The following is a 7606-nucleotide window of genomic DNA, read 5'->3' as shown; positions in this document are numbered from 1 at the left end:
TTAGCCCGGGGGATCTAACCGCTCCTCTCCGCATTTGATCTTCATTCTGGGCTTTTCATTTCTTTGACGGCTAGTTTATCATTGATAAATGTGATTAAGGCCGTGTCGCCGTTTTTTGAATTCCATCCATATACTACAGGGCCGGTGGTTTGGTCTTTATCGGAGTATCGTTTTCCTTTTCCTCCAATAATATCCTGGGCTTTATCATAGGAGATGCCTTTATCTAGTTTTTCAAATTCAGCTGATGTAATCATTTCCGGGTGGTCTTCTTTGACAGGCTGACTGGTGTCAGAGCAGGCGGTTATGCCCAATAGAATGAAGAACATTATAAATACCGTACGAATCACTTTTACCATTTACATTTTTTCCTCGCCTTCTTTGTTTTGGACTAACCAGTCTACAGCAAAGTCAACGGCTTCTTTCATTGAAAACAATGTAGACTCTGCTTGACCGATCATCGCTTTTCTGACTGTGTGTTTTTTTTCAAATGCTGAACCAATCGCTGGAAATTGATCTTCGTTAAATTCAATATCGGAATAAGTGATCCATTGTTGCTTTCCGTCAGTCAGGACAGGGGCTCCTCTAGTCACTTCTTTCCTCGTTTTGCTCCAATATTCTGCTAGATGAAAGCTTGTATTAGTAGAATAATCGACTCCTAATAAAAGAACGTGAGCATCTCTTTCATAAGCACGTCCTAAGGGAGATTGCTCGTTTAAAGAGTATTCCAGAGGATGGTTCTTAACGAATTCTTCCGCACCCTTGCCCCAGGCAGAAATGGAGACGCTGGGATGATTACTACGGTACACCATGGGCCAGTTTCGAAAAAGTTCTGGCAGTACCCCTAGAAACGCAGAGGGGGTACGGGCCGCATCGAATCCAGGCATCGTATCGCGGATGGTTTGATGCCATTCCACAGGAACAGGCGGGTTCTCCCATTCAGCTGGATCGGAAAGGTTCGGTGAATGAGTTTGAAAAACAAGCGTTCCCTCGTTTGTAACCACATTCATTAAGGCTTCCAGCACAGCCTGAGGACCGCCGCTGATCCAGCCTATGGCTTTCATGGAAGCATGTACCAGAAGCGTATCACCGGCCTGGACTCCCAAATCTTTAAGGTTCTGAGTTAGAGATTCTACCGTGTTCGGTTGCTTTGTCTGCTTGATTACATATAACTCACTCATGTATTTTCCCTCCCTGGTATGATTATACAAAAAAAGAAAGCCCATTGACATGGACTTTCTCTCCGAAAGGTCTGAATGGACCTCGTGTTTATTAACGATTGTCGATTTTTTCCGGATAAAGATCATGGTTCATCAGCCGATGATCTGCCATTTGTTCAAACTTCGTTCCTGGCTTGCCATAATTACAGAAGGGGTCAATGGATATCCCGCCTCGCGGTGTAAATTTGCCCCACACTTCGATATAACGTGGATCCATAAGTTCTATGAGATCATTCATAATCGTGTTTACACTGTCTTCGTGAAAGTCTCCATGATTGCGAAAACTGAATAAATACAACTTCAGAGACTTACTTTCTACCATTTTAATATCTGGAATATAACTGATGTAGATGGTTGCAAAATCGGGCTGTCCTGTTTTCGGGCAAAGAGTGGTAAACTCCGGGCAATTAAACTTCACAAAATAATCACGCGCTGGATGCTGGTTATCAAATGTTTCAAGAACCTCAGGGTCATATTCAAAGGAATACGCCGTTCCCTGGTTACCGAGCAAGGATAGGTCCAAATCTTCTTCGCTACGTCCTGGCATCTGGTGAACCTCCTTTATTGCCGATCGATTTCCACTCCCTCAAAGAGCTGAAAGAACTAAAGCCTAAAAAAACCGCAAACCTCTAAGGGATGCGGCATGAAGTGCGTTGTCCTTAGTTTTTTTAAGAGGGGTTGGCTAAGAAACCTCTGGCTATTTCATTCTCATTTATTATATAAACCCAGGGAACCACTGTCAATTTACTTTCTTTTGGAATTATTTATGTAAATGTTTGGGCATTTTACTTTAAAAAAGAGTGAATATCCCCTAGAATAGAAGTTAATTAACGAAATTTTTAGACAAATAACCTTAAAAAAACAAGCTCTGTGTCTTTTTATTCCAGAGCTCTCTTAAGGAAAACAAAGAAACCGTTTACAAAAATTCATTCTCATGAGGTGATTTTATGGACATGAAACCAATTCCAGCACGAGAAGGCAGCTACAATTTGCAAAATTATCAAGAAGCGCACGAAAAATTCAAGTGGGATGAAGCAAAGAGTAACTTTTCCTGGAGCGAAACAGGGAAGATTAATATTGCATATGAAGCGATAGACAAGCATGCAGAAAACCCTGATAAAAAGAATCAGGCTGCTCTTATTTATACGGCACCAGACCGCGAAGAAAAACTGACATTTGACGATTTAAAACGAAAAAGCAATCAATTTGCGAATGTATTGAAAGATCATGAAGTTAAAAAAGGCGATCGTGTTTTCTTATTTATGCACCGCAGCCCGGAATTCTACGCTGCGTTTCTCGGCATTTTAAAAGTGGGAGCAATTGCCGGACCTTTATTTGAAGCTTTTATGGAACAAGCCGTGCGGGACCGTTTGGAGGATAGTGAAGCCTCTATGCTGATTACGACCCCGGAATTGTTGGACCGTGTTCCTGTTGACGAACTTCCTAACCTGGAAAAAATCGTTCTTGTCGGAGGCGATGGTTCAAGCGAGCATATCAGCTTTGAGAAAGAAATGGAAAATGCCTCTGAAGAATTTGATATTGAATGGGTCAGCCTGGAGGATGGGATGCTGCTGCATTATACATCAGGCTCTACAGGCAAGCCGAAGGGAGTCTACCATGTTCATAATGCCATGATCCAGCATTATCAAACTGGTAAGTGGGTGCTCGATTTACAAGAAGAAGACGTGTACTGGTGTACAGCGGACCCGGGCTGGGTTACCGGTACAAGTTATGGTATTTTTGCTCCGTGGTTAAATGGTGTGACGAATGTTATCCGCGGAGGGCGATTCAGCCCGGATGACTGGTACGGAACGATTGCGGATCAGAACGTAACGGTATGGTATTCTGCCCCAACGGCGTTCCGGAAATTACTAAGTGCAGGGGCAGAAGCTGCTAAAAAGCATGATCTTTCTTCCCTGCGCCATGTACTCAGTGTGGGAGAACCGTTGAACCCTGAGGTCATTACCTGGGGTCTTGAAGCCTTTGACCTGCGTATTCATGATACGTGGTGGATGACGGAAACCGGCGGTATGCTCATTTGTAATTATCCTTCTATGGATATCCGCCCAGGCTCTATGGGTAAACCATTCCCTGGTATAACAGCTTCGATTGTAGATAATGAAGGAAATGAGCTGCCACCGAACCAAATGGGTAATTTAGCGATTAAAGAAGGCTGGCCGTCTATGATGAGAGCCATTTGGCAGAACCCTGGGAAATTTGAAAGCTATTTCGTTAATGGGTGGTATGTCTCTGGTGACAGCGCCTACCAAGATGAAGATGGCTATTTCTGGTTCCAGGGCCGTCTCGATGATGTGATCAATACTTCTGGTGAACGTGTTGGACCTTTTGAAGTAGAAAGTAAACTTATTGAACATGAAGCCGTTGCCGAAGCAGGCGTTATTGGCAAGCCGGACCCTGAACGCGGTGAAATTATTAAAGCTTTCGTGACCCTTCGCGATGGATATAGTGAATCCGATGAGCTGCTTGAAGATATTCGCCAATTCGTTAAGAAAGGTCTCAGTGCCCATGCGGCTCCAAGAGAAATTGAAATTAAAGACAGTATTCCGAAAACCCGAAGCGGGAAAATTATGAGACGCTTGTTAAAATCATGGGAGCTGGGATTACCTACGGGTGATACTTCTACCTTAGAAGAATAAAACGAGAGGATCACTAACAATGCTTGCTGGTGATCAACCCGGGGAACAAATCATTATACTCATTAGAAAACCCGAACTCTATGGTTCGGGTTTTCTGTGTTTTTATGGAAATGGAGGCGCCAATTGTTTTGAGGGATCTAGTGAGTATTTACAGCCCACAGTCTGGTCAAAATATGACCTCCTTCGTCTTTATGTTCCACGTGAAACGATGAAGTTCAATTTAACGACAGTTTAATCACTGCTGTGTTAGGATATAAGAAATTACACAGCAGGAAAATTTCAATTAAAATCACCAATCTTGAATATAGAAAATGCGGGGGAAATTGACATGAGGAAAGTAACAGGTACAAGCCTTGAAGTCATTCAATGGTTTGTTTTTTTACTTGCAAGTTCAGTGGCCTTTCCGATTGTTATTGGATCCATTTTTGACCTTAGTTTCCAGGAAATCTCCGGTTTGATGCAGCGGACTTTTTTTGTGGTCGGAATTACTTCATTTCTGCAAGGGATGTTCGGTCATCGCCTGCCCATTATGGAAGGACCGGCTGGTTTATGGATCAGTATCTTTACGGTTATGGCTTATACCGGGAGCCAGGCTGGCAATAACTCGACGGAGACTTTGCAAATGCTTGAGGGAGCCATGCTCTGGACGGGGATCTTTTTACTTATTTTTGGAGTGTTTAAGCTAGCTCACCGGGTCTTATTTGTGTTCACGCCCCTGGTTACGGGTGCTTTTTTATTTTTGCTTACTGTTCAATTAAGCGGAACCTTTCTTAAAGGAATGCTCGGAATCCAGCAGAACGTAGAAGCCATTCATTTACCCGCGGCCGGCGTTGCCTTTCTCACGTTTTTCCTAGTACTCGGGCTATCGATCTTTGGAAAAGGAAGTGTGAAGAGCTACGCGGTGTTACTAGGAGTGGCGATAGGCTGGGTCATATATGCGGTGGTCATCGGCATTCATCAGCCTGCTGTTTCTGTGGATACGTTTTCTTTACCCGAATGGTTTGCTTGGGGCACGCCATCTTTTGACTGGAGTGTCATTCCGTTAGCATTTATTACAGCTGTAATTTTGTTATCGAATATTGTAGCGTCCGTTGTAGCGGTGAGTCATTCGCTTTATGGAAAGCCTACCTATACTTACAGCCAATTAGATAGAGGCAGCAGTTTCCTTGGGATCACGCACGGGTTCTCGGCGCTCTTTTCTTCCGTAGCGAACGTGTCGCTTGCCTCTTCGTCTGGTTTTATTAATTTAACCGGTCAGAAGAAAAAACGGCCTTTTTTGTACGCCTCTTTCATTTTAATAGTGATCTCATTTTTTCCGCCGCTCGTAGCTTTTATTTCCGGAATACCGTCGCCCGTCGCCAACGCTGCTTTACTTGCGACCTTTGTGCAGTTAATGGGACTTGGACTGGGGAATTTAGCTAGTGAAGAATTGAATCAACGCAGGCTGACCATTCTAGGTGTTTCTTTTTTGATTGGCATTGGAATTATGTTTCTTCCTCCAGAGGTTTTTAAGGGAATGCCAGCCATTGCACAGAACTTACTTAGTAATGGACTATTAATTGGAACCGTGCTGGTCATACTATTAGAGCAATTCTGGAAAGAGCCCCACGCACCTGCTGAAGACTGATGAGATAGAGATAAAGGAAGTGAATCATATGGATAAAACGATGTATGACGTGATAGGAATAGGTATTGGCCCCTATAATCTGGGCCTTTCTGCGCTGCTTGACCAAACAGATGAAGTAAATGGAATATTTTTTGAAAAAACACCCGAATTTCATTGGCATCCTGGCATGCTCATTGAAAAAATGGATTTGCAGGTTCCCTTTCTTGCTGATCTCGCTACGTTTGCGGATCCTAAAAGTCCTTATACGTTTATGAATTACCTTTATGAGCATAACCGTATGTTCCCTTTCTTTTTTCATCAGCATTTCAAAATACCGCGCCAAGAATATAACCATTACATGCAGTGGGTAGCTGAACAACTGGATGGTCTGTATTTCAGCCACTCTGTGATCGATGTAATAGACAGAAAAGACGCACCAGAACCACATTATGAAGTGATTGTAGAAGAGACGATGACAGGGGAAAGAAAACATTTTCTAGCCAAGCACATCGTCATGGGAACAGGAAGCGAACCGCTTGTGCTGGATGAAATGAAAGGCTTTCCGAATGAAGATGTCGTTCATACGTCTCGTTACTTATTTGAAAAGAAAAACCTGTTAAAAGCTAAAAATATTACCGTGGTAGGCTCAGGCCAGAGTGCGCTTGAAGTCTTTCTGGATTTGTTAGAAGAGCAGGAGCGGCAGGACATGCATTTGACGTTACTGACAAGAAGCGGTGGATTGTTTCAACTGGATCAAGCTAAATTTGCTCAGGAATTCTTTACACCGGAGTACGTCGATTATTTTCATTCGTTAAGTTATGAACAGCGCGAGAACACACTGGACACTCTGGGAGCGCTGAGGAACGGAATTGACCCGGAAACATTAACAAGACTTTACACCAGCCTTTATCATAAGACTGCAGCTATGAAGGACAGTCAGGTACTGATTCAGCCTATGACCGAGGTGACGGGAATTGAGGGAATCGAAGACGGGTACGAATTGACATGCAGGCAATGGCAGGAAGAAGTGAACTATAAATATAAAACAGATAAAGTTGTGCTGGCTACCGGCTATAAACCTCAGCTTCAAGATTGGTTTATGGATCGATATAAAGAGAAGATTGAATGGGAAGATGACAAGAGCTATCGCGTGACGCGTGATTACCAGCTTGTATTTAATGATGACCGCAGCCATCACTTTTTCACGTTAACCAATTTAACCCATTCGCACGGAGCAGGTGCTACGAATCTTGGTTTATCAGTCCACCGGAACATCCATATTATTAATACGATTGCCGGTAAAGAAATCTATAAAAACCAGGAAGATACAAGTTTCCAGACCTTCTCCATGAAAGGTTTTTCTTAGGTGAATATCCATTTTTTTGAATAGAGAAGGTTTATTTGTCCGGCATACGGGAAACACACTCTATGTGACATTAATAAACTTTAATTCAAGGAGATGAAATGATATGAGTAAGATTGCTTGTGTCTTAACGTCTATGTTTGAAGATGTAGAATATACAAAACCTGCCGATGCTTTTGCCAAAGAGGGTCATGAAATAACGACCATTGAATGGGAAGCAGGTAAAGAAGTAAAAGGTAAGCAAGGGGATGCCTCTGTGAAAATTGACACATCCATTGATGATGTTAAACCAGAGGATTTCGATGCTTTATTAATTCCAGGAGGATTCTCTCCAGATCAGCTTCGAAGTGATGAGAAGTTCGTGAAATTTGCTAAACACTTTATGGATGAGAAAAAACCGGTCTTTGCTATCTGTCACGGTCCACAGCTGCTAATTACAGCCAAAAGCCTTGAAGGCCGTTCTGCAACTGGCTTTACATCCATTGCCGTTGATATGGAATATGCGGGTGTGAATTTTAAAGATCAGGAAGTTGTGGTTTGCCAGAATCAGCTGGTTACAAGTCGTACACCTGACGATATTCCAGCGTTCAACCGTGAGTCTCTTAAATTGTTAGCTTAATAGATCATGAATAAAGACCGCCCGGCCATCAGTGCCGAGTGGTCTATTTTTTTTATTATATGAATGATAGCTATTCATTCAAGAAGTTCGTTATTCTAATAAAGCTCCCAATTCTTGAAAACTCAGTTTTGAGACAATGGTGCG

Annotated in this window: 7 protein-coding genes; 4 read left to right on the top strand and 3 right to left on the bottom strand. The window is 42.8% G+C overall.

Annotated features, from left to right (window positions below):
- Positions 1-41 precede the first annotated feature (41 nt).
- The 3 genes from Q7A53_RS21495 to queF all read right to left on the bottom strand — a co-directional run bounded on the left by Q7A53_RS21495 (position 42) and on the right by queF (position 1764).
- Positions 42-356 carry a hypothetical protein gene (locus Q7A53_RS21495; RefSeq protein WP_411791262.1) on the bottom strand — a complete coding sequence of 105 codons (315 nt, stop codon included), beginning with the start codon at positions 354-356 and terminating at the stop codon, positions 42-44.
- Entirely contained in the window at positions 357-1178 is an 822-nt protein-coding gene (locus Q7A53_RS21490) for an AAC(3) family N-acetyltransferase (RefSeq protein ID WP_411791261.1), read from the bottom strand.
- Positions 1179-1269: 91 nt separating this feature from the next.
- Entirely contained in the window at positions 1270-1764 is a 495-nt protein-coding gene (gene queF / locus Q7A53_RS21485) for a preQ(1) synthase (protein WP_411791260.1), read from the bottom strand.
- A 400-nt stretch (positions 1765-2164) separates the two neighbouring features.
- On the opposite strand from queF, the gene acsA reads away from it, so the two are divergent.
- From acsA to Q7A53_RS21465, 4 genes are all read left to right on the top strand, one after another.
- A complete protein-coding gene (acsA, locus tag Q7A53_RS21480; protein ID WP_411791259.1) occupies positions 2165-3874 on the top strand; it encodes an acetate--CoA ligase in 1710 nt (569 codons plus the stop codon).
- Positions 3875-4202: 328 nt separating this feature from the next.
- The gene (locus tag Q7A53_RS21475) at positions 4203-5501 is read left to right on the top strand and encodes a purine/pyrimidine permease (protein ID WP_411791258.1); all 1299 of its coding nucleotides are present in this window, start codon (positions 4203-4205) and stop codon (positions 5499-5501) included.
- A 28-nt stretch (positions 5502-5529) separates the two neighbouring features.
- Positions 5530-6846 carry a lysine N(6)-hydroxylase/L-ornithine N(5)-oxygenase family protein gene (locus Q7A53_RS21470; RefSeq protein WP_411791257.1) on the top strand — a complete coding sequence of 439 codons (1317 nt, stop codon included), beginning with the start codon at positions 5530-5532 and terminating at the stop codon, positions 6844-6846.
- A gap of 103 nt (positions 6847-6949) precedes the next feature.
- Positions 6950-7462, top strand: coding sequence for a type 1 glutamine amidotransferase domain-containing protein (locus tag Q7A53_RS21465; protein ID WP_411791256.1), 513 nt, complete (start codon positions 6950-6952; stop codon positions 7460-7462).
- Positions 7463-7606: the final 144 nt, after the last annotated feature.

The organism is Halobacillus rhizosphaerae (assembly GCF_046719735.1).
GTDB classification, from domain to species: Bacteria; Bacillota; Bacilli; order Bacillales; family Halobacillaceae; genus Halobacillus_B; species Halobacillus_B rhizosphaerae.
Note: the sequence above shows the minus strand (reverse complement) of the source record. Positions and strands in the feature narration are given on the sequence as shown.